Below are 26681 nucleotides of genomic sequence, written 5' to 3' on the forward strand. Positions count from 1 at the left end.
CACCGCTAATTTCGCGCCCCTTTTCGGTGTCGGCTCCATGGCGCGCCCCGGGCCGCGGCGGGAAATGTTCGGAAATTCAACCTGACCGGAAAGCGCATTCCGTGCCGGAGGCGGCGGGACCGGACGCCGGCGCGCGCATAACTGGACTCCCGCGGTCCGGCGAGCTCGAGAATCACCGGACCGCGGTCCTCCACCCCATCGGGCCCATGGACGGTACCCAGCCGCCCGGAAACGGTTTCCGCACTGCCCCCACGACAGCCTCACAACCGTTTCCCGGTGCCCGACGGGTTCCACCCTTCCGTGGGACGCCCGTCGGCCGCGACCCGTTTCAACTGTGGCCAAAAGCACGTGGTGACCCACTGTGTGCAGGTGCATACTCGTCGGGAAGCCGGACGGGGGGATACTTGTGGGGGTTTGGTGCTACGCATCCATTTCACCGGACGCGACCTGGGGCGCATACGCATAGCCGCGCGTCCGGACGCCCTGTGGGAAACGGTTCTGAGTTTCCACCGGCTGCGCGACAAACGCTCCGCCGCGGTCTTCGGGGAATGGCGGAGGGAGACCCGCACCCGCTTGAACGGTGAAGCACGGCTGCTCGCCCCGCTGGTGCCGATGCGCGGGTATTTCCCCGATTTTCTGACACCGCCCGAGGGTATTTGCGGGATGGAGCCCGCCATGGAGGCGCTCCGTGAGACCCCACCGGAGCGCCTCCGCCGCGATCTGGGTCTGCTCGCCGCCGGCGCCCGCGACCGCCGCCCGTCCGGGCCCGCGCCGCGGCACGAGGAACTGGCCACCGGACGGCCCCGGGCCCTGGACGAGCTCATCGGGGCGCTGCGCGGCTACCACCGGGCCGCCATCGCCCCCTACTGGCCGCACATCCGCGCGCAGATCGAGGCCGACCGGGCCGCCCGGGGGCGGGCGCTGCTCGACGGCGGCGCCGACCGGCTGCTGGCCTCGCTGCCCCCGGCGATGCGCTGGCGCCCGCCCGTCCTGGAGGCGGACTACCCGGTCGACCGGGACCTCCGGCTGAACGGCCGCGGCCTGCTCCTGCTGCCGTCCTTCTTCTGCCGGGTCACCCCGGTCGCCTTCCACGACCCGGAGCTGGCCCCCGTGCTCGTCTACCCGGTGCGGCACGCCGGTGAGAACGCCGCCCCGGCACCGCTCCGGCCGTACGCGGCGGACGTCGGCTCGCTGGGCAGGCTCGTCGGCCAGACCCGCTCCGCCGTGCTGCGCACCATCGAGGGCGGGTGCACCACCGGCGAGCTGGCCCGCCGGGTCGGCGTCTCCGCGGCCTCCGCCAGCCAGCACGCCAGCGTGCTCCGCGACGCCGGTCTGGTCGTGACCCTGCGGCACGGCAGCGCCGTCCTGCACACCCTGACGCCGCTCGGCGCCGCCCTCCTCCACGGCGGCGCCGACGTGTCCCCGGCGGCGGACGGGGCGGGGCGGGCGGAGGTCTCCGCCGGCCCCGCCCCGGGGGCCCGGGCCGCGGCTACGAGCGGAACGGGCCGGTGACCTCGTAGGTGATACCGCCGGAGGAGCGGCCGCTGGTGCCGCGCTGGCTGGAGAAGTAGAGGCGGCTGCCGTCGGGGGAGAAGGCCGGTCCGGTGATCTCGGAGGAGGACTGGCCGTCGACGCGCAGGAAGGGGGCGACCACGTCGTCCGGGGTGATGACGCAGATCTCCATGCTGCCGCCGTCCTCGGCGACGAACAGGTCGCCGGAGGCGGCGCGGGTGAGGTTGTCGACGCCGGTGAGCGGTGCGCCGCCGCTCACCAGCGAGTCGTCGTAGGCCAGTTCGATGGTCTCGGAGGCGGCGTTGTACTGCCAGACCCGGTTGTCGCCCTTGGTGGTGAACCAGCAGGTGTCGTCGGCGTAGTGGCAGCCCTCGCCGCCGTTGAACCGCTTGGCGCCGGAGACCTGGTTGCGGGTGGCGGTGGAGGCGCCGCTCGGGTCGGGCACGGGGGCCCAGGTGACCGGGCCGGAGGTGCCCGATCCCATCCTCAGCACCTCCAGCGTGCCGGAGGAGAGGTCACCCCAGGTGGCCGGACGGAAGCGGTAGAAGCAGCTGTCGGAGACGTCCTCGGTGAGATAGACGACCTTGCGTACCGGGTCGGCCGCGGCGGCCTCGTGCTTGAAGCGGCCCATGGCGTCCCGGCGGACGGCCGCCTGCACGCCCCACGGGTCGGTCTCGTAGACGTAGCCGCGGTCCACCTCCTCGCAGGAGAGCCAGGTGTTCCAGGGCGTCTTGCCGCCCGCGCAGTTCTGCCGGGTGCCGGAGAGGACGCGGTACGCGCCGGTGATCGCGCCGGAGGAGGAGAAGCGCACCGCGCCCGCCCCGCCCGAGGGGTTGATCTCGGAGTTGGAGACGTAGATCCACCCGCCGCCGTCGGCGTAACAGGCGCCGCCGTCGGGGGCGTTGTGCCAGGTGTACGAGGTGCCGGACACCTTCCGCCCGGACCGGGCGATCACTCTGCTGCTGAAACCGGCCGGCAGCCGGATGCCGTTGGCGTCCGCCGGCCGCAGGGCGCCGTAGGGGCCGCTGCCGGGCTGGGCGGGTGCCGCGTGCGCGGCACCGCGCCAGAGACTGCCGCCGAAGGCCGCGGCCGAACCGCCGGCGACGGTGGTGCGCAGGAAGGTACGACGTTCCACAGATCCTCCCACCGGGATCGTGTCTGCCCCGCGCCGGGACCGGGCGCGGAGTCGGGTGACGGGAGTCTGTGCGGCGGTAGTTGACTGTGCATCAACAAGCGGTGACGGGTGGGCGGCGGGGCGGGGACGACCGTGCCGGAACCGGTCACGGCTTCCCCCGCGGCCCGTACGGCACGCGAGCCCGGCCGCTCCCGGGCCGCCCCGGGGGCTGGGCCCTCACCGGGGTCGCCGTCCCGGGGACCGCACGGGGGCCGGGCGGGACGGGGATGCGGGTGCCGCCCGGGGCAACCACCGGACGGGACGGGCCCGGAGACCGTGGCCGGGTACAGCGCGGCCCGCCCGGTCGCAGCAGGCCACGGCCGGGCGGCACCCGGGCCGGGCCGAGCCGGGACTCCGGGCCGAGCCGGGACTCCGGGCCGAGTCGGGGGCCCGGGCCGAGCCGGGAACCCGCCCTCAGGCCGGGGAGGTCAGCCCAGGGCCTCGTAGCGGACGCCGGTGAGGTCCTCCGAGCGCCGCCACAGGCGTTCGGCCGCCGCGTCGTCCAGCGTGCGCGCCGCGCGGCGCGCGGGAGCCGGCCCGCTCCGGGGCGGCACCGCGCGGCCCGGACCGTAGAAGTCGTCCGGGCGGACGCCGGGCGCGGTGGCCGCGTAGAGCGACGGCAGCGCGCCGTCCGCCGCGGGCTGGGCCAGCAGTCTGCCGCCGAGCCCCACCAGGCGCTCGGTTCTGCGGCGCCCCTCCATGCGGAGGCCCGCGGTCTGGAGATCGGTGGCGGCGTAGCCGGGATGGGCGGCCGCGGCCACCACGTCCGAGCCCGCCCGCCGCAGCCGGCGGGACAGCTCGTGGGTGAAGAGCAGATTGGCGCTCTTGGAGCGGGCGTAGGCCATCCAGCGGCGGTACGGCTCCTCGCCGGACGGATCACCCGGATCCCCCGCCCCGGGCAGCAGATGCATCGCGCTGGACACCGTGACGATCCGCGCGCCCGGTGTCGCGAGCAGAGCCGGCAGCAGCAGGCCGGTGAGGGCGAAGTGGCCGAGGTGGTTGACCCCGAACTGCATTTCGAAGCCATCGGCCGTGCGCCGGTACGGCAGCGCCATGACGCCCGCGTTGTTGATCAGCAGGTCCAGCCGGGCGGTGCCCCGGCCGCCGCCCGGGGCGCCGGAGGCACGCGTCGCGTCCCGGGAACCGCCTTCTCCGGAGCCGCCGTTCCCGGACCCGGGCCCGGACCCGCCGGTTCCGGAGACCTGCCCGAAGGACCGGGCGAACTCCCGGACGGAGGACAGATCCGCCAGGTCGAGCAGGGCGAGCCGTACCCGCGCGCCCGGAACCTCCTCCGCGATCCGCGCCTCGGCCGCCCGGCCGCGTGTCTCGTCCCGGCAGGCGAGCACCACCGCGGCGCCGCACCGGGCGAGTTCGCGGGCCGTGACGAGGCCGAGGCCGCTGTTGGCGCCGGTCACCACGGCCGTACGGCCGCTCTGGTCGGGAATGTCCTTCACGGTCCAGCGCCGCACGCCCTGCTCCTCGGATCGGCCGGTGGCGGGCCGCTCGCGCGGCCCGCCGGCCAGCCTAGTGCCGCAAGGGGAGGGTGCACCGGCCCGCGGGGTCCGGGGCGGCGACCGCCGCATCGTCACACCGCCCGCGCACCTCCCGCCGCGGACGGCTGGGAGGCACCCCGGCACGGGAGGGCGTGAGCGAGCCGGCGAACCCTCCGGTCACAGCACTAGAGAGACCGGCCCGAGGGCGCGACGGCCACGGTGCCGCTCTCCTCGCGCGCGGCCTCCGGCGCCGCCGGCGCCGCGCCCTGCCCGGGCACGCCCAGCCGGTGCACCATGGCCGCGCAGACCATCCGCCGGCAGTGCCCGACGGTGCGCTCCGCGCCGCTCAGCCGGACCCGGGACGTGTGCCGGATGTCGGCGCTGGACGCGCCCAGCCGCAGCTCCAGGTCGCCGGAGTCCACGATGCGGCGGCCGTCGCGCGTGGTGTACGCGGCGAGGTCGGTGTGGAAGCCGAACCGCACCTCCGCGGCCTCTCCCGGCCCGAGCGGCACGCGCGCGTAGCCGATGAGGCGGTTCACCGGGCGGGTGGTCCGGGCCACCGGGTCGTGCAGATAGAGCTGGACGGTCTCCGTACCGGGCCGGTCGCCGGTGTTGCGCACGGTGAGCCGGACGGTCGCCTCGTCGTCGGTGTCCAGCAGGACGGTCCCGTCGCCGTCCGCGCCGGCCGGGGAGCCGTCCGCCGGCTCCACACCGCCGCCGGTCCAGGCGAACGCGGTGTACGACAGGCCGTGCCCGAAGGGGTAGAGCGGCGTGGGGTCGAGGGAGCTGGCCTCGTTGTGCAGCCCGAGCTGCGGTGCCAGGTACGTCCACGGCTGGCCGCCGGGCCCGTACGGCACGCTGACCGGCAGCCGCCCGGAGGGGTTGACCTGCCCGGACAGCACACCGGCGACCGCCGGCCCGCCCTCCTCGCCGGGGAAGAAGGCCTGGACGACGGCGGCGGCCGGAGGGGTGCCGCCGGAGCGTCCCGGGCCGGCGTACCGGCCGAGGGCGTACGGGCGCCCGGTCAGCAGGACGAGCACGACCGGGGTGCCGGTGGCCAGCAGGGCGTCCAGCAGCGCGCCCTGCGCGCCGGGGAGTTCGAGGTCCGCGGCGTCGCAGCCCTCGCCGGAGGTGCCGCGGCCGAAGAGACCGGAGCGGTCGCCGAGGACGGCCACGCAGACGTCCGCCCCGGCGGCCAGCGCGACCGCCTCGGTGAGCAGGCCGGCCTCGGCGTCGAGCAGCTCCGCGGCCGTGGGCAGCCCGGCGCCGCCGGCCGCGGTCTCCGCCTTGGTGAGGACGCCGCCGAGCGGCGCGGAGCCCGCGCCGGTGACGCCCGCGGCCACCGCGCCGGACTTCTCCGGCTCCGGCGGGGCACAGCCGGGCACGTGCGAGATCTCGGCCTCGGGCAGAGCCTCCCGGACGGCCTTCAGCAGGGTGGGGACCTCCACGCCCAGCGGCAGCTCCGGGTGCTCCACGCCGACGTGGCGGGGGAAGGTGTAGCAGCCGAGCATCGCGGCCGGGTCGTCGGCCAGCGGGCCGACCACGGCGATCCGGGTGCCCGGTCCGGCGGTCAGCGGCAGCAGTCCCGCGTCGTTGGCGAGCAGCACGACGGACTCCTCCGCCAGCTGACGGGCCACCGCCCGCATCTCGGCCGGGTCGAAGTCGGCGCCCGCGGCGCCCGGGACGGTGCCGGGCCGCAGGGCCGCCTCGCGGGCGGCGGTCAGCGGGGCCACGGCTCCGCCGTCGCCGGCCGTGTCCTGAGCGGCGGTGCCGTCCGCCGGGGCACCGGCGGGGCCGGTGACCGCGGCGGGCGGTCCGGCGAGGACCGGCGGCGCCGGGTCCCAGTCCGGGTCGAGGAGGCCGAGTTCGCACTTCTGCCGGAGGACGCGGCTGACCGCGCGGTCCACCAGGGACTCGGGGACGTCCCCGGCCCGTACGGCGTCCAGCAGCGGGGTGCCGTAGCAGCGGACGGCGGGCAGTTCCACGTCCACGCCGGCGGCCAGGGCCATCCCGGCCGCCTCCCGGGGCGAGCCGGCGACGTGGTGGGCCGACTCCAGGAAGGAGATGCCGAAGTAGTCGGCGACGACCGTGCCGGTGAACCCCCATGCGTCGCGCAGCAGTTCGGTCAGCAGCCAGGGGTCGGCGGCGGCCGGCACCCCGTCGATCTCGTTGTACGCCTGCATGACGGAGCGCGCGCCGCCGTCCCGTACCGCCAGCTCGAACGGCGGCAGCAGGACGTCGGCCAGCTCGCGCCGCCCCGCGGAGACCGGGGCGTGGTTGCGGCCGGCGCGGGAGGCGGAGTAGCCGGCGAAGTGCTTGAGGGTGGCGATGACGCCGCTGGACTCCAGCCCCCGGACATAGGCGGTGCCGATGGTCGCCACCAGGTACGGGTCCTCGCTGATCGACTCCTCGGTGCGGCCCCAGCGGGGGTCGCGCACCACGTCGAGGACGGGGGAGAGGCCCTGGTGGATGCCGGCGGAGCGCATGGTGGAGCCGATCAGCTCCGCCGCCCGGCCGACCAGCGCCGGGTTGAAGGTGGCGCCCCAGGCCAGCGGGGTGGGGAAGACCGTGGCGCCCCAGGTGGTGAAGCCGGTGAGGCACTCCTCGTGGGCGATGGCCGGGATGCCGAAACGGTTCGCTGCGGCGATCCGGGCCTGGGTGCGGGCCAGGGCCGCGGCGCCCGCCGCCGGTTCCACGGGCGCGGTGCCGAAGGCCCGGGTGAGCTGGCCCAGCCCGTGCCGGATCAGGGCGTCCAGGTCCGCGGGCTCGCCGGACGCCGTCATCTCGTGCTGCAGGGGGGCGACGTCCTCGCCCTCGTTGTCGGAGCCGGGCCAGATGCTGAACAGCTGGGCGAGCTTCTCCTCCAGGGTCATCCGGGTGAGCAGGTCGCTGACGCGGGCCCCGGTGGACAGCGAGGTGTCCTGCCAGGGGCCTTTCGTCTCGGGGTGCATGGGACTCCTGTCCGGCGCATGAAGTGGTGGGGGGCGGCGCCGTCTACTTGCCGCCGACGCCCATCAGGCCGCTGACCAGCTGACGGCGGGCGAAGAGATAGACGACGAAGATGGGCACGATCGACAGCACGACCGCCGCGAGCAGCGCCGGGATGTCCACCCGGAACTGGCCGACGAAGTCGTAGAGGCCGAGGGTCAGCACCCGGGTCTCCGGGGACTGGGTGAGGATCAGGGGGAACAGGAAGTTGTTCCACGCCTGGAGCGAGGCATAGACGATCACCGTGGAGATGCCGGACCGGCTGAGCGGGACGACGAGCTGCCACAGGATGCGCGGGGAGCCGGCGCCGTCCAGGGCCATGGACTCGTACATCTCCTCGTCGATGTCGCGCATGGTGCCCGCCAGGATCACGACGCTGACCGGCAGCGTGAAGGCCGCCGTCGGGAGGATGATCGCGAGCAGCGAGTCGTAGAGATGCATCTTGGTGATGATCAGATAGACCGGGATGATCACGGCCTGCGCGGGGATCGCCAGGCCCAGCAGGAAGACCTGGAAGACCCGGTTGGACATCCGGCTGCGGGTCCGGACGACCGTGTAGCCGATCGTCACGGCGAGCACCACCACGATGGCGGCGGTCGCCACGGTGACGATGGCCGTGTTGGTGAGGTAGGTCAGGAAGTCGCTCTCGAAGACCTTGCGGTAGTTGTCCAGCGTCGGGTCGCCCGGCACCGACAGCGCTCCGCTGTCGAGGTAGTCGTCCCGGGTCCGCAGGGTGGAGGTCACCAGGGCGTAGAGCGGCACGCCCACGACGAGCAGCCAGATCAGCGAGGCGAAGCCGGCCGGGTAGTTCCAGCGCGGCAGCCGGAAGGACCGCCGTCCGGACGCGGGCCGGGGGCCGCCGTGCTCCGGTGAGCCGGTGGCGGGGCGCTTGGACAGCACGTCGGTCACATTCCCTCCCGGGTACTGCGCATGGCGCTGAAGCCGGTGAGTCGTACGAGGAGCAGGGAGATGCCGGTGGCGATGGCGACCAGGATGGTGGCGATGGCGCTGGCGTAACCCATGTCGAACGCGTCGAATCCGGTGGTGTACATGAGGTACGGCACGATGGTGGTGTCCGTGCCGGGACCGCCCTCGGTCAGGATGAGCACGGTGTCGAAGAAGGTCAGCGCGCCCACCACCATCAGCACCGACGAGGTGATGACGGTGTTCCTGAGCTGCGGCAGGGTGACGCTGAAGAACTGCCGGACGGTGCCGGCCCCGTCCACGTAGGCCGCGTCGTAGAGCGACTTCGGGATCTGCCGCGCGCCGCCCTGGTAGAGCAGCGTGTGGAAGGGGATGAACTGCCAGGAGGCGACGAACAGCACGGCGGCGAAGGCGCCCTGGGGGTCGCCGAGCAGGTTGCCGTCCGGGTAGCCGATGTACGGGCCGATGTCGGCGATCAGGCCGAAGTTCGGGTCGAGCAGCGATTTCCAGAGCAGCGCGAGGGCCACCGAGGACGCCAGCAGCGGCAGGAAGAAGATCGCGGAGAGGACGGCGCGGTTGCGCTGCTTGCCCGAGGCCCAGACGCCGAGCAGCAGTGCCACCGGGGTCTGGAAGAGCCAGGACAGCCCGGTGAGCAGCACGCTCAGCCAGATGGCCTGCCGCATCTCCGGGTCCTCCCAGAGCCGGGACCAGTTGGCGCCACCGGTCCACTGGGGGGTGCCGAGGCCCTGCCAGGAGGTGAAGGACAGGGCCACGACGAGCAGCATCGGGATGATCGCGAAGAGGGTGAAGAAGAGCAGCCCGGGGACGGCCCAGCCGAGGCCCGGCCGCCCCGCGCCCGATGAGGCGCGGGACGGCCGGGCCCTGACCGCTCCCGTGGGGGGCTCTTTCACCGTGGTTCCAGGGGTGGCGGACGCCGGCATGTGACTTACAGACCCTTCATGGCTTCAACGAAGGCCTTCGGCGAGAGCTGGCCGTTGAAGAGCTTCTGGATGTTCGTGAGCATGGGCTCGGCCTGCTGGGACGGGAGCGCCTGGTCCCAGGAGAGGGTGAAGTTCGGGGCGGCCTTGACCATCTCGTACTGGAACTCGGCGTACTGCGGGGCGTCGTGGGCCGTCAGCCGCTTCTCGGCGTCGGAGGTGGTGGGCACGTCACCGTTGGCGACCAGGTCCTTGACGTACGCGTCCTCGGCGGCGGTCTTCACGAACTCCAGGGCCGCTTCCTGCTCCTTGGCCTTGGCGTTGATCGACCAGTAGTTCGTCGGGTTGCCGACGACGTTCTTGGGGTCGCCCTTGCCGCCGGGGATGGCGGGGAAGGAGGTCCAGCCGATGCCGTCCTCGGCGAACTCCGGCTGGTTCGCCTTCTGGTTGGCGTACTCCCAGCTGCCCATCAGGTGCATGGCGGCGCGGTCCTTGGCGAAGAGGGTGGAGGCGCCGTCCTCGGTGTAGTTGACGGAGGCGAAGTTCTTGCCGAACGCGCCCCGGTCCACCAGCTCCTTGATCTGCTCGGCGGTCTTGAGCACGGCCGGGTCGCCCCAGGCCTCCGAGTCGCCGTCCTGGATGCGCTGGAAGACCTCGGCGCCGCCGTTGCGGTCGAGCAGGTACTCGACCCACATCAGCTCGGGCCAGGCGTCGGCGCCGGCGAGGGCGAACGGGGTGACGCCCTCCTTCTTGAAGGTGCCGACGAGGTCGAGCATGTCCTCCCAGGACTGCGGGGGCTCGGCGCCGGCCTTCTCGAAGACGTTCTTGTTGTAGAACAGGATCACCGGCTGCATGCCCCGCATGGGGACGCCGTAGTACTTGTCGTTGACCTTGCCGGCGTCGACAATCGAGTCGATGAACGCACCCTTGAGGTCCGGGTCCTTCTCGAACTCCGGAGTGAGGTCGACGAGCATGTCCTTCTCGACGAAGTTGGCGATGCTTCCGCCGCCCCAGTTGAAGAAGACGTCCGGGGCGTTGGGGGTGCCCATCGCGGTGCGGAGCTTGTCCTGGTAGCTGTCGCCGGGGACCTTGGTGAGCTTGGCCTTGACGTCGGAGTTCTTGTTGAACCGCTTGACGGCCTCGTCCTGGACCTTGGTGGAGGCGTCTCCGTAGACCCAGACGTTGAGGGTCCCCTCCTCGCCGCCCCCGGCGCCCTCGGGGCCGCTGCTGCCACAGGCGGCCAGGACGGACGAGGCGACGATCGTGGCCGTGAGCGCGGCGATGGCGCGGCCGCCTCTACGTGACAGGTTGTTCCGCATGGCACACCTTCCGGAAGCTTTCCGAAAATTATCGGTCGATGTTTCTGGAAGTTACGGATCCATCATGAGCTGTGTCAACGGCTGTAACGAAAATGGGATCGGAGGGTTCGCGCCGGACCGGCGTGAAAGGGCTCCGGGGCCCGCCCGGCGATGCCCGAAAGGGGCTGCGGGGCGGCCGCGTTGACCCACCTCGGAGGCCCGGGCGCCCGGCGCCGCCCGCGGTGCGCGGGCGGGGACGCCCAAGGGCTTTCCGGTTGCCCGGGGCCGCCGGTCGGGCTTGCGGACGGGTTTCCGGACGGGTTTCCGGCCGGCCGGTGTTGACGGTGGCCGGGCCCGGTGCGCCCGGAGGCCGGGCGAGGACACTGTGGGCTACCGGGGCCCGTCGCCGGCCGGGCGCACCCGGGGGTGCCGGATGGCGCCAGGAGGGCCGCCCGGGCGCGCGGGGCCGCCGGGAGCTCCGGTGCCCGGTGCGGGGGATGTGCGGACGCTCATGGGGCCGCCCGGGGCCGAGGGGGCCGCCGGGGGGGCGGGGAGGGGCGCCGGGCGCCGGGCCGGGCCGGGTCAGGGGCGAGCCGAGGGAGGCCGTGCGGCACCTGGCGGCGCGGAGAAAGGCCGAGGGCCGCCGGGACCGTCAACGGCCGCCGGGGTGCCGGCGCGCGCGGCGGGGTGCGTACGGACTCCGGGGCCGCGGGTCCGGGCCGGGCGTGCCGGAGCGGGAGTCCCCCCGGCGGGTCCGGCGGCGGGTCCGGCGGCGCTCAGGGCCTCCGCGCGGGCGCCGCCGAGCTGTGCCGGACGATCAGCTCCGTCGCCAGCTCGACCCGCGGGGAGTCCAGTTCCTCGCCCCGGGCCTGGCGCAGCACCGTCCGCGCCGCGACCTTCCCCATCTCGGCCAGCGGCTGCCGCACCGTCGTCAGCGGCGGGGAGGACCACCGCATCTCGGGCAGGTCGTCGAAGCCCACGACGCTCACGTCGTCGGGCACCCGCAGTCCCCGGCGGCGCAGCGCCTCGATGGCGCCCAGGGCCATCTGGTCGCTGGAGGCGAAGATCGCGGTGGGGGGCTCGGGCAGGTCCAGCAGTTTCTGCGCGCCGGTGAAGCCGGACTCGTGGTAGAAGTCGCCGCCCACCATCAGCTCGTCCAGGGCGGGGATTCCCGCCGCCTCCAGCGCGGTGCGGTAGCCGTCCATCCGGGCCCGGCTGCACAGCAGCCGCATGGGGCCGCCGATGAAGCCGATCCGGCGGTGCCCGAGCTCCAGCAGGTGTTCGGTGGCGGCCATGCCGCCCGCCCAGTTGGTGGCGCCCACGGTCGGGGCGTCCAGGGAGGGGGAGCCGGCCGGGTCCACCACCACGACGGGGACGTCCAGCCGCCGCAGTTCCTTCTGGAGCAGCGGTTCCAGCGCGGAGGTCACCAGGATGACGCCGTCGGAGGCGCGGTCCCGCAGGTTCTCCAGCCACTGCCGGGTGGCACCCGCCCGGCCGTGGGTGGCGGAGACGACCGTGCCCATGCCGGCCGCGTGTGCCACCTCCTCCACACCGCGGATGATCTCCACGGCCCAGGGGCTGTCGAGATCGCTGAAGACCAGGTCGATCAGCCCGGCCCCCTCCCGGCCGGCGCTGCCCCGCCGCTGGTAGCCGTGGCGGCGGAGGAGGTCCTCCACCTTGGCGCGGGTCTCCGGCGCCACGTCGGACCGGCCGTTGACCACGCGCGAGACCGTCGGGACGGAAACCCCCGCTTCCTGTGCGATCGCCGTGATCGTGACCTTGGGTCGCGACTGCCCGGCTTCGTCGACCGCCATGGAACCTCCTTGCACCACACCCGTTGACGGGTGTCCCAACCAGCTCTAGCGTTCCCGGCGCAGCCTCCGAAAACTTGCAGCATTCTTCCGGAAAACTGGAAGCGCGTGAAGCTGAGAGGGAACCTCATGAATTTACTGCGCCTTCGCAGGGCCGCGGTGGCGGCTCTCGCCACGACCGCCCTGCTCGGTGGTCTCGGCGCCGTCTCGGCAACGCCCGCGAGTGCCGCTGAGACCTCCGGAGGGGCCCCCGGCAGACTCACTGCAGAACGCTGAGCGAGGCTGCTGCGGCCGGCCGGCCGGGCGGTCCCACCTGCGAGCGTACAGTCGCCACGCAGTTCAGCCGGTTCTTGGGAGGAACCCCGGGTGTTCACATCCGGGAGGAATCGCATCTTCCGGTCCCGGGCCGCGCAGCGGTCCCCGTGGCGGGATGGCAGCACCACCTGCCCGGACGCGGCGGTGACCGCCGGGGAGACAGCCGCGGAACAGCGACCGCACCGCATGGCTCCGGCGCGCCCCGGCCCCCGAGGGACCGGTGGCGCGCCGGACGCGTGTGCGGACGAGGACGCGGATGAGGACGACGGCGGCGGCAGCGGCAGCGGCAGCGGTGCCGGCCGCGACGGCCGTCAGCCCCGGCGCGCGGTGTACGCGGGCACGGCCACCGAGGCGTCGTCCAGGCACCGGCCGGTGGCCAGGTCGAAGCGCTGCTTGAGCAGTGGCGAGGCGACGAACGGCCGCCCGTCCCGCCCGGTGCGGCCGATCAGCCCGCGGGAGAGGACGTAGGCGCCGGTGAACGGGTCCTGGTTGCCGATCGCGTACACCGCGCCCGCCCGGTCCAGGAAGACGGCCGCCTGCCGCCCGTCCGGCAGCAGCACCGCCACCCCGCGGCCGGGCGTGAGGCCGGTGGTGTCGCAGACCGCGTGCCAGCGGTTGCCGACCAGCAGCTCGACACGGGCCGCGGTGGCGGCGGCCGTACCGGCGGCTGCCGGAGCGGTCCGGTCGAGCCGGTCCAGGGTGGTCTCGGGTGCGAGCGTCATCGGGCGGAGCTCCCTTCGAGGGTGCGGACGGGGAGGACGGGGCCGGCCAGGATGTCCAGATCCGGCTTGACCTGGTCGCGCTCGGGTACGAAGCGCACGGACGGGTCGGGGGTGCCCGGGGCGTTGACGAAGGAGACGAAGCGGCGCAGCCGCTCCGGGTCCTCCAGCGTCGCGCCCCACTCGTCGCGGTAGCCGGCGACGTGGTCGGCCATCAGCCGCTCCAGCTCGCCGCAGATGCCGAGCGAGTCGTGCACCACCACGTCCCGGACGTGGTCCAGGCCCCCGTCGATCCGCTCCAGCCAGACGGAGGTGCGCTCCAGCCGGTCGGCGGTGCGGATGTAGAACATCAGGAACCGGTCGATGAGGCGGACCAGTCCGGCGTCGGACAGATCCTGGGCGAGCAGGTCGGCGTGGCGCGGGTCGGCGCCGCCGTTGCCGCCGACGTACAGGTTCCAGCCGTTCGAGGTGGCGATCACCCCGAAGTCCTTGCCGCGCGCCTCCGCGCACTCCCGGGCGCAGCCGGAGACGGCGGACTTCAGCTTGTGCGGCGAGCGCAGGCCCCGGTAGCGCAGCTCCAGCTCGATGGCCATCCGCACCGAGTCCTGCACGCCGTAGCGGCACCAGGTCTGCCCGACGCAGGACTTCACGGTGCGCAGCGCCTTGCCGTAGGCGTGCCCGGACTCGAAGCCGGCGTCGACCAGCCGGGCCCAGATCTGCGGGAGCTGGTCCACGCTGGCGCCGAACAGGTCGATCCGCTGCCCGCCGGTGATCTTCGTGTAGAGCCCGAAGTCGCGGGCCACCTCGCCGATCACGATCAGCTTCTCCGGGGTGATCTCACCGCCGGGGATGCGCGGGACGACCGAGTAGGAGCCGTTGCGCTGGATGTTGGCGAGGAAGTGGTCGTTGGTGTCCTGGAGGGCGGCCTGCTCGCCGTCCAGGACATAGCCGTCGGCACCGATGGAGGGGGCGAGGGAGGCGATGATCGAGGCCACGGCCGGCTTGCAGATCTCGCAGCCGTCGCCGCCGCGCGCCTCCTCGCGGCCGTGCTCGTCGAGCACCTGCGCGTAGGTGGTCAGCCGCCGCACCCGGACGATCTCGTACAGCTCGGCGCGGGTGAGCGCGAAGCAGCCGCAGAGGCCCTTGTCGACGCTGACGCCCCGGGCCTCCAGCTCGTCGTTGACGAGCGTGGTGAGGACCTTGACGCAGCTGCCGCAGCCCGTGCCGGCCTTGGTGCACTTCTTGACCTCGGGCACCGTGGTGCAGCTGTGCTCCGTGACGGCGCCGCGGATGCTGCCCTTGGTGACGTTGTGGCAGCTGCAGATGACGGCCTCGTCGGGCAGCGCGGACGGCCCCAGCGCGGCCGGCGCCCCGGCCCCCGCGGGCAGCACGAGCTGCTCGGGCGGCACCGGCGGCACGGAGCCGGTGAGCGGGCGCAGCATGCCGTAGGCGTCCGCGTCGCCGACCAGGACGCCGCCGAGCAGCGCCCCGTCGGAGCCGACGACCAGCTTCTTGTAGACGCCGGAGCGGGAGTCGGAGTAGACGACGTCGAGGCAGCCCTCGGTGGTGCCGTGCGCGTCGCCGAAGCTCGCCACGTCCACGCCGAGCAGCTTGAGCTTGGTGGAGGTGTCGGCGCCGGTGAAGGCGGCCTCCGCGCCGGCGATGGCGGCGGCGGCGGTCTCGGCCATCTCGTATCCGGGGGCGACCAGGCCGTAGACCTTGCCGTCGGCGGCCAGCGCGCACTCGCCGATGGCGTAGACGGCCGGGTCGGAGGTGCGGCAGCTCGCGTCGACGGTGATGCCGCCGCGCTCGCCGACCGCCAGGCCGCAGTCCCGGGCGAGCTGGTCGCGGGGGCGGATGCCGGCGGAGAAGACGACGAGGTCGGTGGCGAGCGCGGAGCCGTCGGAGAGCGTCATGCCGGTGACCGAGCCGCCGTCGCCGGCGGTGATCTCCTGGGTGCCGACGCCGGTGTGCACCTCGACGCCCATCTCCTCGATCGTGCGGCGCAGCGCGGCGCCGCCGCCTTCGTCCACCTGCACGGGCATCAGCCGGGGCGCGAACTCCACGACGTGCGTCTCCAGGCCGAGGCCCTTGAGCGCCCCGGCGGCCTCCAGGCCGAGCAGGCCGCCACCGACGACCGCGCCGGAGCGGGAGTTCTTCGCGTACTCCTCGATGGCGAGCAGGTCCTCGATGGTGCGGTACACGAAGCAGCCCTCGGCGTCCTTGCCGGGCACCGGCGGGACGAAGGGGTACGAGCCGGTGGCGAGGACGAGGGTGTCGTACCGGAGCGTGCGCCCGGCGCGCGAGGTGACGGTGCGCGCCTCCCGGTCGACGGCCACGACCGGATCGCCGAGGTGCAGCTCGATGCCGTGCCGCTCCATGAACTCCGGCTCGCCGAGCGCCAGATCCCCGGGTGTGCGGCCGGTGAAGTACGAGGTGAGCTGGACCCGGTCATAGGCGGCGCGGGGCTCCTCGCAGAACACGGCGACGCGTGCCCGCTCCGTCAGCCCGCGGTCGGCGAGGGCCTCCAGGAAGCGCTGGCCGACCATGCCGTGGCCGACGAGGGCGAGGGTGGGACGGTCGGTGGCGCCGGTGCCGTCGGCGGCGGTGGTGGCCGTGGCGATGCCCGGGGCGGTGCCCGTGCTCGCGGCGGGCATCCCGTTCACGCCGTTCACGCCGGTCACGGCGTTGAGGCGGGTCGTCTGGTCGGGTGCCATCTCAGCAGCCTCCGTCATGGGTCAGCAGATGGAGCAGGGGAGCGGAGGGCAGCGGCTCGTCGCCCTCCCAGGTGCGGGCGAGCGCGCCGACAGTGCCGAGATCGCCGAGAAGGATTCCGCCGACAAGCCGGTCGCCGCGGACCACGACCTTGCGGTACGCGCCGCGCGTGGCGTCGGAGAGATGGATGACGTCGTCCCCGGGGGCGGGGGTGGTCTCGCCGAAGGCGGCGAGGTCGAGCGGGCCGGCGGCCGCACCGGCTCCGGCTCCGGCTCCGGCTTCCGGGGCGAGGCCGGCTTCCGGGGCGGCGCCGGACGCAGCGGCCGGTCCGGCCGGGGCTCCGGAGCTGCCCGGGCGCGGGCCGGACGCGGTGGTTCCCGGGGCCGCGGCCGCTGCCGCCGCGACGGCGGCCGGTGTGGCGGCCCCGGCGGGGACGGCTCGCGGCTCCGGTCGCCGCGAATCCGGGCGCGAGGCGGACGCTTTGCCGTCGGCCGCCGGGGCCGGGACGGGGGGCAGAGCCGCGACGGGCCCCGCGGCGGTACCGGAGCCGGAATCCGTGCCCGCGGCCGCTTCGCGCACCCGGGCCGTCCGGCCGGTGGCGGCGGCGCCGTTGCCGCCGTCACCGGCCGGTGACGGGCCGGGCCAGGCCGGCAGGCTGAGCCGGGTCAGCGCCCGGGTGCCCCGGTAGCGCGGGGCCGGACCGCCCGCGGTGGCCCCGGTCAGCACCCGGGCCAGCACGTCGGCCTGTTCCTGCGCGGCGCCCGCCAGTCCGTAGACGGTGCCGCCGTGCTCCGCGCAGTCGCCGATGGCGTGGATGCGGGGGTCGCCGGTGCGCAGTTCGTCGTCGACGACGATGCCGCGTGCGACCGTCAACCCGGCCGCCAGGGCGAGGCCCGTGCGGGGCCGCACCCCGCAGGCGAGGACGACGATCTCGGCGTCGAGCCGGAAACCGTCGGCGAGCTCCACGGCGGTCACCTCGCGGGCGGACGAGCCGCCGTCCCGGGTGACGCTCCGGGTGCGCAGTCCGCGGACCCGGCACTCGGTGTGCACCTCCACGCCCAGCGCCTCCAGGTGGCGGCGGAGCATGCCGGAGGCGTCGGCGTCGAGCTGCCGTTCCATGAGGTGCTCGCCCTGCTGCGCCAGCACGACCTGGGCCCCGCGCCGGGCGAGGGCCCGGGCGGCGGAGACGCCGAGCAGCCCGCCGCCGATCACCACGGCGCGCACGCCGGGGCGCGCGGCCTCGGCGAGCTCCCGGCAGTCGTCGAGGGTCCGGAAGGGGTGCACACCGGACGGCAGCTCGCCGCCGTCGGGCTCGAACAGGCCGCGCAGGGGCGGCAGTACGGGGTTGGAGCCGGTGGCCAGCACCAGCGCGTCGTAGGGGACGCGCCGCCCGTCGTCGCAGAGCACCAGCCGGGCGTCGCGGTCGATCCGCACGGCGCGCACGCCGGTCAGATGCCGTACGGAGGCGCCGGGGGCGGGGACGGGCAGGGCGATCACCTCGGGCCCGTACCGTCCCGCGAGGACGTCCGCCAGCAGGACCCGGTTGTACGGACCGTGCGGTTCCTCGCCGATGACGGTGACGTCGGCGCCGCCGGCGGGGGCACCGCCGCCGAGGGCGGTCAGCTGCTGCACGAGCCGGGCACCGGCCATGCCACCGCCGATCACCACGATGCGACGGCGGCCCGGGTCCCGGTCCGGCTCCTGGTACGAGGTCATACGGAGAGCGTGCGCGGCGGCTGTTTCCCGACCGCATCCCCGCTGTTTCCCCCCGGCAACGCTGCCCTCAGCGGGCCCCGCCCCTCACTGTGAGCCGGATCGGCTCCCGTGGGGCCGCGGTGTCAGGCCGCCGCCCTGAACTGCCGGCGCAGGTAGGCGTCGAAGACACCGGCACCGAACAGCCGGCGGATCTGCACCAGCAGCCGGGCGGCGGGCGTGATCACATAGCGGGTTCGCGGACGCGCTCCGGTGGCGGCGCGCTCGATGACCTCGGCGACGGCCTCGGGCGGGGCGGACAGCGTCCGCGACCGGTAGGACCGGGCCATCTGCTGGTCCATCGCGTCGTTCAGCCGGGCGTACGGGCCGGCCGCGGCGGCCGAGCCGGCGAGAGTACGGGCCGCGGTGCCGCCGAATTCGGTACGGATCAGGCCGGGTTCGATCAGGCTGACCTTGATTCCGAACGGCGCGGCCTCGAAGCGCAGCGCGTCGGTGAGGGCTTCGACCGCGTACTTGCTGGCGTGGTAGTAGCCCCCGACGGGGAAGACGAGCCGGCCGCCCATGGAACCGACGTTGACGATGCGGCCGTGCCCGGCGGCGCGCATGCCGGGCAGCACCAGCTGGGTCAGCCGCGCCAGGCCGAAGACGTTGGTCTCGAACTGGCGGCGCACCTCGGCCAGATCGGTCTCCTCGACGGTCCCGTACGCGCCGTACCCGGCGTTGTTGACCAGTACGCCGACCGAGCCGTGTTCGGCCTCGACGGTCTTGACGGCGGCGGTCATGGACTCCTCGTCGGTGACATCCAGGGCCAGGGCGCGGGCCCCGGCTGCGGCGAGAGGGGCGAGCGTTTCGGGCCGGCGCGCGGTGGCGTAGACGGTCAGGTCCGGGCGGGCGGCCAGCCGCAGGGCCGTGGCCCGGCCGATGCCCGAGGAGGTCCCGGTGATCAGTACCGCGGTCGTGGTCATGCTGTCTCCTCGGAGTAGTGGTCCATGCCGGCGACGAACAGCGCGATGCCGTGGCGCAGGCGCCGGACGGGGGCCTGCGGGTCGGTCAGGTCGGCCTCCAGGCCGCGGGTGAAGGCCAGGAGCAGCTGGGCCACCTCGTCCGCCCGGGCCTTCGGCAGCTCAGGGCGGGCGTCGGTGATGGCCGAGGTGAGCAGCTCGCGCATGGCCGTCTCGTAGGCCTCCAGCAGATCCGCCGACTGACGGGAGTCGACCCCGAGCAGCTCGGCGGCGTGCGCCGGGCTGTCCCGCCACACCCCGGCGAGGAGCCGCAGCTTCACCTCCAGCACGCCGGTGAGCCGCTCGGCCAGGTCTCCCCGGGCCGCCGCCGCGGAACGGGCGTCGCTCAGGGAGGCGTCCAGCAGCCGGGTGGTCAGCCGGCGGAACGCGTCCTGCTTATTGCGGACGTACTGGTAGACACCGGGCCGGGACAGGCCCGCCTCCCGGGCGATGTCGTCCATCGTGGTGCGCCGCACGCCGTGCCGGGTGAAACACGCATATGCGGCATCAAGGATCTGGTCGAGCCGCTCATCGTCCAACATGCTGACAATATTTGCATGGAATGTCAGTCTGTTCAACCCTGTGGTGGGGACCTGCCCCGCCGGGGGTGTGCTGTCGCAACACGGGTCGCGCGGCAGCGCTCACGATGGCCCGGGGTGATCAGTCGGCGCTGGGCACCGCGGACAGCACCTTGGCCGCGGCCGTACAAGAACGGGGCCGAGCCGGACCGGCGACAAGGCGGGAAGGCGGGAGGGCGGGAAGGCGGGAGGGCCGTCCGGGGCCCGCCCTCTCACTCGTACGTGCCCGGCCGGACTGCCGTCCCCGGCCGGTTCCGGGCTTTCGTGCGGACGCACGTACGATTTCCCGGGTTGTGCGGTCGCCGGCGAAGCGCTTCCGCCGTGAACGGGACTGCGGGGATGGACGACATATCACTGGCCACCGTGGCCCTGCTGTGCCTGGCGGCCGCCTCCGCCGGGTGGATCGACGCCGTGGTCGGCGGTGGCGGACTGCTCCAGCTCCCGGCGCTGCTCGTGGGTTTCCCGCACCTTCCGCCCGCTTATCTCCTCGGCACCAACAAAGCCGTGTCCATCGTCGGCACCACCGCCGCGGCCGTGACGTACACGCGCAAGGCGCCGGTCGACGTCCGGACGGCTGTGCGGATCGGACTGGCGGCGCTCGGCGGCTCGCTGCTCGGGGCGTTCTTCGCCGCCGGTGTCGAGAGCGCGGTGCTCCGCCCGTTGATTATCGTGATCCTGCTGGGCGTGCTGGCCTTCGTCCTGCTGCGCCCGTCCTTCGGCACGGCGGTCCCGGTGTTGACCGGCCCGGTGACCCGGCGGCGCGTGCTGGCGGCGATCCTCGTCGCGGGCCTGGGCATCGGCTTCTACGACGGCCTGGTCGGTCCGGGCACCGGGACCTTCCTGGTCATCGCGCTGGTGGCGATCCTCCACCTGGACCTGGTGACGGCCTCCGCAACCAGCAAGATCGTCAACGTGTGCACCAACTTCGGCGCCCTGGTGGTGTTCACCGCGCAGGGCACGGTGCTGTGGAAACTGGCCGCCCCGATGGCCCTCTTCAACCTCGCGGGCGGCACCCTCGGTGCCCGTACGGCCCTCAAGCGGGGCAGCGGCTTCGTCCGCGTGGTGCTGGTGGTCGTGGTCCTCGCCCTGGTCGCCAAGCTGGCGTACGACCAGTGGCTGGGCTGAGGGCCGTCAGCCACCGGCGGAACCGCCGCCGAGTTCCTCCGGCATGAGACCGATGCACCGCACTGCCGCCGGTGCTGCGCGACCGGCGGGAAGATCGAGCTCGCACCAGACCGTCTTGCCGACCGTCCGGTGCGTGACGCCCCACCGGGCGGCCAGCGTCCGGACGATGAGCAGACCCCGCCCGGACGTACCGGCGAGCGGCGCGGGACGCGGACGCGGCAGCGCCTCGCCGCGCGCGTCCGAGACCGCGATCCGCAGCGCACCGCGGGTGAGCGACAGCTCCACCCGGAAGAGACGGCCCGGAACGTGGCCGTGCACCAGGGCGTTGGTGGCCAACTCGGAGAGGAGCAGCGCCGTGTCCCCCGCCAGCCCGGGGTGCCCCCACTCGCCGACGAGCCGAGCGGCCCGCCGCCGCGCGAGCCCGACACTGCGCGGGCTCAGCGTGTAGTCCAACGCATCGGCGCGGAGCACGGGTTCGGGGGAGGGGTGTGCTTCGGACATGGTCGCGTGCCTCCTGTTCGGGGCGGCGCGACCGGTTATCCGGGCACGCCGGGACGGGCGGTGTGTCTCCGCCCGGCAGAAGTCGTTGTGTGAAAAGAACGACACGGACGGTAGTCTTCTCGAGGCAGGCGAATCAAGTTCAACTGGCAGAAATATTTCTTAGAACTGATTTGTGGTGCGGTCGAGATGGGTTGCAGACTGAACCAGGCTCGGGGGAAGGGCGCAGACGTGACGAACAAGCGGGCGGACCGCGGCACTTCGGTGTCCACCGTGCTCGGGCGCAGGCTGGGCGGCGAACTGCTGAGGCTGCGCGAGGAAGCGGGACTGAGGCAGCCGCACGCCGCCGAGGCCCTGAGCGCTTCGGTCGCGAAGGTCGCCAAGATGGAGCGCGGCTGGGTGCCGATGCGTGACCCCGATATCCGGGCGCTCTGCCAGCTCTACGGCCGAGATGACCCGGCCACCGTGGATCGGCTGCTCGGCCTGGCCAGGGCCGACCGGGACCGGCGCAAGGCCAAGGGGTGGTGGAACCAGTACCCCGAACTCCCGGACATGGTCGAGTACGTGGCGCTGGAAGACATCGCCACCAGGGTGCGCACCTGGCAACTTTCCTGCCTTCCAGGGCTCTTCCAGACGCCCGGCTACGCACGCGCCCTGGCGGTGGGCAGCGGTAGCTGGGAAGACCCGGATGAGATCGAGCCCTTTGTCGAGTCGCGTATGGCTCGCCAGGCCCGGCTGACGGGAGAACGGCCGTTGCATGTCTGGGCGGTCCTTCACGAAGCCGCTCTCCGACAGTTGGTCGGTGGCCGCCAGGTCATGCGTGGGCAACTGGAGCGTTTGTTGGACAGTGCGCGGCTGCCGAACGTGAGGCTTCAGGTGGTCCCGTACTCCGCAGGCGCGCACCCGGGAATGACCAGCTCCTTCACCGTGGTCTCCTTCGCCGATCCCGGCTCGATGGATGTGGTGTACATGGACACGGCGTCAAGTACGCTCTGGCTCGAAAGCGAGTCCGACGCGGCGCATCACACCGGGATCTTCGACCGCATCGCGCGGCTGGGTCTCGCGCAGCGCGACTCCAGCGATCTGATTGAGACGATTCGCAAGGAGATGTAGCGCCGGTGGCAGACTTCGTGTTCGTCAAGTCCAGCTACAGCGGCGGCAACGCCGGGCAAGAGTGCGTCGAGGTGGCCGCGAACATCCCCGGCACCGTCGCAATACGCGACTCCAAGAGCGCGGACGGCCCCATACTCCGGGTCACGGCCCCGAGCTGGGCAGCGTTCACCGGCGGGCTCGCGTCGGCCCAACTCCGCCACAAGGACTGATCGGCGTCAACTTTGCCGATATGCCGCTTGCCCCGACTTCTTCCGGCTGGTGGTCTTGAAGCATCGAGCCACAGCAGCGCTGGCTTCTGGAGAGCGCCACGAGGAGATGTGGGCCGTGCCTTCTTACGACTTCGTGAAGTCCACCTACAGCAGTGGGAGCGGGGAGTGTGTGGACGTCGCGGGCAACATTACGGGCGAGGTCGCCATACGCGACTCCAAGGCCCCGGAGGGCCCAGTACTCCGGATAACTGTCCCGAGTTGGACTGCTTTCACCAGTGGGCTCCTGGGGACTGAGCTCCGTCGCACGGGCCGGCTGGTGTCAACTTCTGAGGTTTCTGGCGGCGGTGTGCCGGTGGCGGTATTCGTGTTCGTCAAGTCCAGCCGCAGCAGTGCTGACCGTGAGTGTGTCGAGGTGGCCACGAACGTCTCCGGTGCCGTCGCGATACGTGACTCCAAGAGCCCGGGCGGCCCGGTGCTCCGCGTCGCGGCGTCCAGTTGGGCCGCGTTCACCAGCGGTGTCGTCTCCGCCGGCCTTCGCTTCGGGGGGTGAGTGCCACGGCTGTGCGGGGCCTGCGCCGTGGCAGCGGGCCCCGCACACGCGGTGGAGATCAGGCGTCGCCGTTGAGCATGGCGGCGGTCAGGACGTTGCCGGCGACGCCCCAGCCGCCGTCGGCTACTTCGTCGACGAGGACGACGGTGGTGGCGCGGGCCCGCTCACCGTAGATGTCCGCGTACAGGTCGGTGGTGCGCTCGACGATCTTCTGCTTGTCCTCGGCGGTGACGGTGCCCGCGGGGACCTTGAAATGGGCGAAAGGCATGGCTCTGTTTCTCCTTGGGTGCAATTCTCCCATGGTGCGGGAGGGGGGAGGTTTGTGTCCGGGGCGTGCGCCGCTTCCGTGCGGCCATGAGGCCGCGCCCCGGCCGGGACCGGCGTGGTCAGGGGCCGATGCGGGGAGTGAGCGGGGCCCTCACACCATGCCCCCGTTGGCCCGCAGGACCTGGCCGTTCACCCAGCGCCCTGCCGGGCCGGTGAGGAAGGCGACCACCTCGGCGATGTCCTCCGGGGTGCCCAGCCGCTCCAGGGGCGGGGCCTTGGCCAACTGGTCCATCTGTTCGGGCGTCTTGCCGTCGAGGAACAGGTCGGTGGCCGTGGGGCCGGGGGCGACGGTGTTCACCGTGATGTCCCGCCCGCGCAGCTCGCGGGCGAGGATCAGCGTGAGCGCCTCGACGGCCGCCTTGCTCGCCGCGTAGGCGCCGTAGGCGGGGAACTGCGTGCCGACCACGGAGGTCGAGAACCCCACGAACGAGCCGCCCGCCCGCAGCCGCCGCGCGGCCTGCCGGGCGACGACGAAGGTGCCGCGGATATTGGTGCGGTGCACGGCGTCGAGGACGGCCAGGTCGAGATCGGCGACGGGCGACAGGGCGAGCCGGCCGGCGCAGTTGACGACGACGTCCACGCCGCCGAACTCCCGCTCCGCCCGGTCGAACAGCGCGGCGACCGCGTGCTCGTCCGCCACGTCCGCCCGCACGCCGATCGCCCGCCCGCCGGCAGCGGTGACCGCCGCCACCGTCTCCTCGGCGGCACCCGCGTCGCGGGCGTAGTTCACCACGACGGCCAGGCCGTCCCGGGCGAGCCGGTGGGCGACCGTCCGGCCGATACCGCGTGATCCGCCGGTGACGACAGCGGCCCGTCCGGTCGCCGGAGTGGGATGGTTCGTAGTCATGTCCTCCACGATGTGCGGGACCGGCGGGCGGAACCAGGGGATGTCATCCCCTGTGTCCGCCCGCCCGGCGGCACGCAGAATGGGGGGCATGGGGTCTGCGAAATACACCGAGCTGGGGGTCTTCCTGCGGTCGCGGCGCGGACGCATCCGCCCGGCCGACGTGGGACTGCCCCACGGGCCCCGGCGCCGCGTGCCCGGGCTGCGCCGGGACGAGGTCGCCCAGCTCGCCGGGGCATCGGTGGAGTACTACACCGAACTCGAACGCGGAGCCGGCTCCCAGCCCTCCGAGCAGATGATCGCCGCGCTGGCGAGGGCACTGCGCCTGACCGCCGACGAGCGCGACTACCTGTACCGGCTGGCGGACCGCCCGGTGCCTGCGGCCGGCTCGGCCGCCTCGCACGTTCACCCCGGGATGCTCGACCTGCTCGGCCGTCTGACGTCGACACCCGCACAGGTCATCACCGACCTGCACGTCACCCTCGTCCAGAACCCGCTCGCCGCAGCGCTGCTCGGGGACCACTCCGGTTTCCGGGGGCCCCGCGCCAGCTTCGTCCACCGGTGGTTCACCGAGCCCGGCGCCCGGCGGCTGTATCCCGAAGCCGACCACGAGAGCCACTCCCGCGCCTTCGTCGCCGACCTGCGGGCGGCCGCCGCCCGACGGGACGCCAAGGACACCGAAGCCCGCTCGATGATCAGCTCGCTGCTCGGCACCTCACCCGAGTTCGCCGCCCTGTGGGCCGAGCACGACGTGGCGTTCCGGCGCATGGACCGCAAACGCCTCAACCACCCCGCGCTCGGCCTGCTCGAGGTCAACTGCCTCAACCTGTTCAGCGAGGACGGCCGGCAGCGGCTGCTCTGGTTCACCCCCGCGGTCGGCACGGACAGCGCGGGCCTGCTCGACCTGCTCGCCGTCATCGGCACCCAGGACGTCACCGAACCGGCGCGCTGAAGGACGGTCCTGTCCGCGTCTCGAAGCCCAGGCGCTCGCCATGGCAGTGGAGTTTCCGGTCCGAGCGGTTCGGCGGTCGTGGGCTCGGCTGGCTTGGCCACCGGTTAAGGCGCGGCTGTGAGGGATGGCTGAGCCGTCTCGTCAGCGGCCTCTCGTATCGGTTCGCCGGGGAGGACGAGGGAGTTCCTGGCCCCGAGCGCTCATGCCGCGTCCCCCCTTCGGCCGGCCCAGCTCGGCCCATTGCCCTCGAACGGGCCCTGCAGCTTCTGGGCCAGTTCCGGGTCGGACCATGCCTCGGCGGTGGCGCGCCATGCGGCCAGATTGCGGGCGAAGGGCAGGAGCAGGCCTGTCTCGGCGCCGACGCGAAGGTCGGCGAGCAATTCGCGTACACACTGCGGACGCTCGTGCTCCGGGAGCCAGTGCAGCCAGGGCAGTTCCTTGGCCAGCACTTCCTCGGCGAGAGCCTCGTGACGGGCTGCGACGACGGAGAGAGACCGAGCAGCGAAGTTCAGGCTCGTGAGGGCGGCGCCGAACCGCTCTTCCCGCATGAGGACAAGATTCTCCTCATCGCGGCGCTCCAGTATGACGCCGGCGTGGTCCAAAGAAGGAAGGACCTGGGAGGGGCCCCGGAGGAAAGCGCTGTAAGGAAAGGTCTCCACACTCATGCCTTCCCGATATCTGAAGTAGTTCAGATTCGCCTCTCGCTGCCTGCGGGCGGGGCGTGGTCAGGCGTTCCCTGTTTCTGCCCCGTTGGGTCATGGCGGTCAAGGCGCGGCAAGGTGGGGTGACCGGAGCGCCTCGGCGCCGGCGAAAAGCTCTCGTGCGGCACCGAACCGGATGTGAGGATCGGCGACCGGTGTCCGGCGCTCGGTGATGGGAGGCCAACGTGGTCGGTCGGGTGGAGTTGCGGAGGATGGACGAGGCGGGACTGCAAGAACTCCTCGCCGTGGCCGTCGGTGACGCGGTACCCGAGGAGGTGATGCCTCCCGTGGCCGGTCCACCGGGATGGACGCCTGAGCGGGAGGAAGCCTTCCGGGCTTGGCACCGCGCTCGGCGCGCCGGGCTTGCCGGCCCGCTCCGGGAGTCCACCTACGCGATCACCGTCGAGGGGGAGACCGTGGGTGCGGCCCGCCTGGCTGTCCGCGACAGCGGCGGCGGGGAAGTCCTTGAAACGGGCATGTGGCTGGCCCGTTCCCACCGGGGACGCGGGATCGGTACCGCCGCACTGCGCGTGCTGCTCGACGAAGCCGGCAGGGCTGGTGCGCGGGTCGTCGTCGCGGACACCACAGCGCACAACGCGGCGGCGCTCGCAGCGCTGCGCCGCAATGGCGCGACGCTCACCCCGCGCGAGGGCACCGCTGATGTTCACGCCGTGTTGACGCCGGGGGCGATGCCGTCGACTCCGCCGCCCACGGCGGCCCCGTGAGAATACGCTCAGCCGACGAGACCCGGGCAGGCCGGGCGGACGCCGAGCATTCGCTTTGCCGGGGAAGTCGGGCCAGTGGGGCGAGGTGACGGTGGTGGCCGGAGCAATAGGCTCTGTGCCGCAGACCGAGCGGAGTGGGAGAGTGCCGTGAGCAGTCAGCCGACCGAGACCGATGGCCCCATCAGGACCTAGCCAGGGGACGCCCCGCTTTAGCGGGGTGGGGAATGGCTTCTGAGCCCTGCTCTGACCTCAACTGTGCGCACGGATCCGCACTGTTCACCTGCGCCCGCTCCCTGCCGCACTAGACCTGCTACGCGTGTATAGTGATCGTGTGACCGTGACCAGGAAGGTTCGCCGATTCTCCGGCGGCGTGTATGACCTCGGGCTCCACATCGTGTGGTGCCCGAAGTACCGCCGCCCGGTCCTCGGTGGCCGGGTCGCGGAACGGCTGGACGAAC

22 protein-coding genes and 3 pseudogenes are annotated in these 26681 nt (G+C 73.2%); 9 read left to right on the forward strand and 16 right to left on the reverse strand.

What is annotated here, in order from left to right:
- Positions 1–417: 417 nt before the first annotated feature.
- On the forward strand, positions 418–1512 hold the full coding sequence (locus tag KBZ10_RS25105; RefSeq protein WP_210990005.1) for a helix-turn-helix domain-containing protein: 1095 nt from the start codon (positions 418–420) through the stop codon (positions 1510–1512).
- On the opposite strand, the gene KBZ10_RS25110 is transcribed toward KBZ10_RS25105, so the two are convergent.
- The 12 genes and pseudogenes from KBZ10_RS25110 to KBZ10_RS25170 form a co-directional block, all read right to left on the reverse strand.
- Entirely contained in the window at positions 1490–2647 is a 1158-nt protein-coding gene (locus tag KBZ10_RS25110; RefSeq protein ID WP_210990006.1) for an alkaline phosphatase PhoX, read from the reverse strand. The two genes, KBZ10_RS25105 and KBZ10_RS25110, sit on opposite strands and share 23 nt — an antisense overlap.
- A gap of 467 nt (positions 2648–3114) precedes the next feature.
- Positions 3115–4155, reverse strand: coding sequence for an SDR family NAD(P)-dependent oxidoreductase (locus tag KBZ10_RS29790; protein ID WP_307847596.1), 1041 nt, complete (start codon positions 4153–4155; stop codon positions 3115–3117).
- Between the two features lie 311 nt (positions 4156–4466).
- Positions 4467–7130 (reverse strand): annotated as a pseudogene (locus KBZ10_RS25125) (glycoside hydrolase family 3 N-terminal domain-containing protein); the annotation flags it as partial.
- Between the two features lie 43 nt (positions 7131–7173).
- Entirely contained in the window at positions 7174–8076 is a 903-nt protein-coding gene (locus tag KBZ10_RS25130) for a carbohydrate ABC transporter permease (RefSeq protein WP_374223415.1), read from the reverse strand.
- Entirely contained in the window at positions 8073–9032 is a 960-nt protein-coding gene (locus KBZ10_RS25135; RefSeq protein WP_210990008.1) for a carbohydrate ABC transporter permease, read from the reverse strand. Before KBZ10_RS25135 ends, KBZ10_RS25130 begins: the two co-directional genes overlap by 4 nt.
- Before the next feature lie 5 nt (positions 9033–9037).
- Positions 9038–10348, reverse strand: a complete 1311-nt coding sequence (locus KBZ10_RS25140; RefSeq protein WP_210990009.1) for an ABC transporter substrate-binding protein — start codon at positions 10346–10348, stop codon at positions 9038–9040.
- Between the two features lie 755 nt (positions 10349–11103).
- Positions 11104–12141, reverse strand: coding sequence for a LacI family DNA-binding transcriptional regulator (locus KBZ10_RS25145; protein WP_210990010.1), 1038 nt, complete (start codon positions 12139–12141; stop codon positions 11104–11106).
- Between the two features lie 623 nt (positions 12142–12764).
- A complete protein-coding gene (gene nirD, locus KBZ10_RS25150) occupies positions 12765–13175 on the reverse strand; it encodes a nitrite reductase small subunit NirD (protein WP_210990011.1) in 411 nt (136 codons plus the stop codon).
- Positions 13172–15829 carry a nitrite reductase large subunit NirB gene (gene nirB, locus KBZ10_RS25155; protein ID WP_210990028.1) on the reverse strand — a complete coding sequence of 886 codons (2658 nt, stop codon included), beginning with the start codon at positions 15827–15829 and terminating at the stop codon, positions 13172–13174. The genes nirD and nirB overlap by 4 nt, the downstream gene beginning before the upstream one ends.
- A gap of 61 nt (positions 15830–15890) precedes the next feature.
- Positions 15891–17603 (reverse strand): FAD-dependent oxidoreductase, encoded by a 1713-nt coding sequence (locus KBZ10_RS25160; RefSeq protein WP_210990012.1) that lies wholly within the window; start codon positions 17601–17603, stop codon positions 15891–15893.
- Between the two features lie 122 nt (positions 17604–17725).
- A complete protein-coding gene (locus tag KBZ10_RS25165) occupies positions 17726–18565 on the reverse strand; it encodes an oxidoreductase (protein ID WP_210990013.1) in 840 nt (279 codons plus the stop codon).
- A complete protein-coding gene (locus KBZ10_RS25170) occupies positions 18562–19143 on the reverse strand; it encodes a TetR/AcrR family transcriptional regulator (RefSeq protein ID WP_210990014.1) in 582 nt (193 codons plus the stop codon). Before KBZ10_RS25170 ends, KBZ10_RS25165 begins: the two co-directional genes overlap by 4 nt.
- A 375-nt stretch (positions 19144–19518) precedes the next feature.
- Between KBZ10_RS25170 and KBZ10_RS25175 the strand changes: the two genes are divergently transcribed.
- Positions 19519–20304 (forward strand): TSUP family transporter, encoded by a 786-nt coding sequence (locus KBZ10_RS25175; RefSeq protein WP_210990015.1) that lies wholly within the window; start codon positions 19519–19521, stop codon positions 20302–20304.
- A gap of 6 nt (positions 20305–20310) precedes the next feature.
- Here KBZ10_RS25175 and KBZ10_RS25180 read toward each other — a convergent pair whose 3' ends face one another.
- Positions 20311–20805: an ATP-binding protein gene (locus KBZ10_RS25180; RefSeq protein ID WP_210990016.1), complete on the reverse strand. Its 495-nt coding sequence runs from the start codon at positions 20803–20805 to the stop codon at positions 20311–20313.
- Positions 20806–21033: 228 nt separating this feature from the next.
- Between KBZ10_RS25180 and KBZ10_RS25185 the strand changes: the two genes are divergently transcribed.
- From KBZ10_RS25185 to KBZ10_RS25200, 4 genes and pseudogenes are all read left to right on the forward strand, one after another.
- Complete coding sequence (locus KBZ10_RS25185; RefSeq protein WP_307847598.1) at positions 21034–21915, forward strand: helix-turn-helix transcriptional regulator; 882 nt, start codon at positions 21034–21036, stop codon at positions 21913–21915.
- A gap of 5 nt (positions 21916–21920) precedes the next feature.
- Positions 21921–22124: a DUF397 domain-containing protein gene (locus KBZ10_RS25190; RefSeq protein ID WP_210990018.1), complete on the forward strand. Its 204-nt coding sequence runs from the start codon at positions 21921–21923 to the stop codon at positions 22122–22124.
- A gap of 106 nt (positions 22125–22230) precedes the next feature.
- A pseudogene (locus tag KBZ10_RS25195) lies at positions 22231–22395 on the forward strand (DUF397 domain-containing protein); the annotation flags it as partial.
- 81 nt (positions 22396–22476) lie between these two features.
- The gene (locus KBZ10_RS25200; RefSeq protein ID WP_210990029.1) at positions 22477–22674 is read left to right on the forward strand and encodes a DUF397 domain-containing protein; all 198 of its coding nucleotides are present in this window, start codon (positions 22477–22479) and stop codon (positions 22672–22674) included.
- Positions 22675–22732: 58 nt separating this feature from the next.
- On the opposite strand, the gene KBZ10_RS25205 is transcribed toward KBZ10_RS25200, so the two are convergent.
- Positions 22733–22942 carry a 4-oxalocrotonate tautomerase family protein gene (locus tag KBZ10_RS25205; RefSeq protein ID WP_210990019.1) on the reverse strand — a complete coding sequence of 70 codons (210 nt, stop codon included), beginning with the start codon at positions 22940–22942 and terminating at the stop codon, positions 22733–22735.
- Positions 22943–23092: 150 nt separating this feature from the next.
- Positions 23093–23848 (reverse strand): SDR family oxidoreductase, encoded by a 756-nt coding sequence (locus tag KBZ10_RS25210; protein ID WP_210990020.1) that lies wholly within the window; start codon positions 23846–23848, stop codon positions 23093–23095.
- 79 nt (positions 23849–23927) lie between these two features.
- On the opposite strand from KBZ10_RS25210, the gene KBZ10_RS25215 reads away from it, so the two are divergent.
- Positions 23928–24797, forward strand: a complete 870-nt coding sequence (locus KBZ10_RS25215; RefSeq protein WP_282107884.1) for a helix-turn-helix transcriptional regulator — start codon at positions 23928–23930, stop codon at positions 24795–24797.
- Positions 24798–24997: 200 nt separating this feature from the next.
- Here the strand turns inward: KBZ10_RS25215 and KBZ10_RS25220 are convergent, their stop codons facing one another.
- On the reverse strand, positions 24998–25462 hold the full coding sequence (locus KBZ10_RS25220) for a hypothetical protein (RefSeq protein ID WP_210990022.1): 465 nt from the start codon (positions 25460–25462) through the stop codon (positions 24998–25000).
- A 233-nt stretch (positions 25463–25695) separates the two neighbouring features.
- Here KBZ10_RS25220 and KBZ10_RS25225 point away from each other — a divergent pair, with 233 nt between their 5' ends.
- A complete protein-coding gene (locus KBZ10_RS25225) occupies positions 25696–26223 on the forward strand; it encodes a GNAT family N-acetyltransferase (protein ID WP_210990030.1) in 528 nt (175 codons plus the stop codon).
- 394 nt (positions 26224–26617) lie between these two features.
- Positions 26618–26681, forward strand: a pseudogene (locus KBZ10_RS30650) (IS200/IS605 family transposase); the annotation flags it as partial.

It is taken from the genome of Streptomyces sp. F63 (assembly GCF_018070345.1).
Lineage (GTDB): Bacteria > Actinomycetota > Actinomycetes > Streptomycetales > Streptomycetaceae > Streptomyces.

Coding starts and splice junctions, on each gene's coding strand:
- KBZ10_RS25170 (WP_210990014.1), bottom strand. CDS start 19,143: ATGTTGGACGATGAGCGGCTCGACCAGATCCTTGATGCCGCATATGCG.
- KBZ10_RS25210 (WP_210990020.1), bottom strand. CDS start 23,848: ATGACTACGAACCATCCCACTCCGGCGACCGGACGGGCCGCTGTCGTC.
- KBZ10_RS25220 (WP_210990022.1), bottom strand. CDS start 25,462: ATGAGTGTGGAGACCTTTCCTTACAGCGCTTTCCTCCGGGGCCCCTCC.
- KBZ10_RS25215 (WP_282107884.1), top strand. CDS start 23,928: ATGGGGGGCATGGGGTCTGCGAAATACACCGAGCTGGGGGTCTTCCTG.
- nirB (WP_210990028.1), bottom strand. CDS start 15,829: ATGCCCGCCGCGAGCACGGGCACCGCCCCGGGCATCGCCACGGCCACC.
- KBZ10_RS25175 (WP_210990015.1), top strand. CDS start 19,519: ATGGACGACATATCACTGGCCACCGTGGCCCTGCTGTGCCTGGCGGCC.
- KBZ10_RS25145 (WP_210990010.1), bottom strand. CDS start 12,141: ATGGCGGTCGACGAAGCCGGGCAGTCGCGACCCAAGGTCACGATCACG.
- KBZ10_RS25165 (WP_210990013.1), bottom strand. CDS start 18,565: ATGACCACGACCGCGGTACTGATCACCGGGACCTCCTCGGGCATCGGC.
- KBZ10_RS25205 (WP_210990019.1), bottom strand. CDS start 22,942: ATGCCTTTCGCCCATTTCAAGGTCCCCGCGGGCACCGTCACCGCCGAG.
- KBZ10_RS25180 (WP_210990016.1), bottom strand. CDS start 20,805: ATGTCCGAAGCACACCCCTCCCCCGAACCCGTGCTCCGCGCCGATGCG.
- KBZ10_RS25135 (WP_210990008.1), bottom strand. CDS start 9,032: ATGCCGGCGTCCGCCACCCCTGGAACCACGGTGAAAGAGCCCCCCACG.
- KBZ10_RS25160 (WP_210990012.1), bottom strand. CDS start 17,603: ATGACCTCGTACCAGGAGCCGGACCGGGACCCGGGCCGCCGTCGCATC.
- nirD (WP_210990011.1), bottom strand. CDS start 13,175: ATGACGCTCGCACCCGAGACCACCCTGGACCGGCTCGACCGGACCGCT.
- KBZ10_RS25140 (WP_210990009.1), bottom strand. CDS start 10,348: ATGCGGAACAACCTGTCACGTAGAGGCGGCCGCGCCATCGCCGCGCTC.